The sequence below is a fragment of the Mycobacterium sp. KBS0706 genome (assembly GCF_005938675.2).
GTDB lineage: Bacteria > Pseudomonadota > Alphaproteobacteria > DSM-16000 > Inquilinaceae > Inquilinus.
In genome coordinates, this window is sequence record NZ_VCCH02000278.1 from 1 (window position 1) to 1,271 (window position 1,271).

The 1,271-nt window shown below is 63.4% G+C and carries 2 protein-coding genes; both read left to right on the forward strand.

Translation table 11 applies throughout. The features are described from left to right. On the forward strand, positions 1-410 hold a 410-nt coding region (locus FFK22_RS41805), incomplete at its 5' end, for an SDR family NAD(P)-dependent oxidoreductase (RefSeq protein ID WP_143957003.1). 203 nt (positions 411-613) lie between these two features. Beyond that, positions 614-1,213 carry an NAD(P)-binding domain-containing protein gene (locus FFK22_RS41810; protein ID WP_221939307.1) on the forward strand — a complete coding sequence of 200 codons (600 nt, stop codon included), beginning with the start codon at positions 614-616 and terminating at the stop codon, positions 1,211-1,213. The last annotated feature ends 58 nt before the right edge of the window (positions 1,214-1,271 follow it).

Below are 1,271 nucleotides of genomic sequence, written 5' to 3' on the forward strand. Positions count from 1 at the left end.
ACCTGAATGCGCGCGGCACGCTGTTCACGGTTCAGAAGGCGTTGCCGCTGCTCAACGATGGCGGATCGATCTTCATGACCGGGTCGGTTGCTTCGATCAAAGGTTTTCCCGGTTACAGCGTGTATGCGGCGAGCAAGGCGACGCTGCACGCATTCGCACGCGGGTGGCTCAACGAACTCAAGGGCAGGAATATCCGGGTGAACGTGCTGCACCCGGGGCCGATCGCCACACCGATGCAGGACCAGGTCCTCACCGAGGAGGCGAAGCAGATGTTCGAATCCCTGATCCCGCGGGGAAAGATGGGTCGTTCTGAGGAAATTGCGGCGGTCGCGCTGTTTCTGGCTTCGGACGATTCGAGCTTCGTGAATGGGGTGGAGTTGTCTGTCGACGGCGGCTTCTCGGCCATCTGAAATCGCGCCGGGTCGCGGGAGACGACTGATCGGCGGGAACTCGCGCGTCCATGGTGGAACGACTTCCGCGCTGAACGGTCGGCCCGGCCCCGCGAAAGTCGTTCACGCGGGACGCCTGCGCGAAGGTCGCCACACAGCGGAACGGATCACCCAGCGCCGTTGAAGGCCGGGGACTCAATACCAGCACGGATCGGAGAAGTATTATGAGCTACGCGATTGTTGGGTTCGGCAAGATAGGCCAGGCCCTCGCCCACGCCTTCGCCCGCAAGAACATCGACGTGACCGTCGCGAGCCGCCAACCGCCCGAGGCTTTGGCACCGCAGGCTTGGGCGATCGGGCCTACGGTCGCCGCCAAGTCGCTGCGGGATGCACTCGAGGCCGACACGATCATCTTGGCGGTCCCGTTCGCGGAACATCGCGAGGTTGCGAAGGCCCTGCCGAGCTGGAAAGGCAAGACGGTAATCGACGCAATGAACGCGTTGGTTCCCCCTGAGGAGCTGGATAGCCTCCCGTCCTCCGCCTTCGTCGCGAAGGCGTTCACCGGCGCCAAGCTCGTGAAAGGTTTCAATCACTTGGTTGCGGCCACCCTGGCTGCCGATCCGATCGTCGAGGGCGGGCACCGGGTCGTCTTCCTGTCGAGCGACGACGAGGACGCGATCGCTCCCGTGGCGGCCTTGGCCAAGCAACTCGGGTTCGCGCCCGTCAAGCTGGGAAAGCTCAACGAGGGTGGCGCGCTGGTGCACGCACGCGGCCGCATTTGGGGCCAGCTCATCTTCCAGGATTTGTTCAAGAAGGAGCAGTAACGGATTTACCTTTCACTGTCAGAGGTGCTGCTAGCCCGGGCCCCGTCCATAAGAGTCC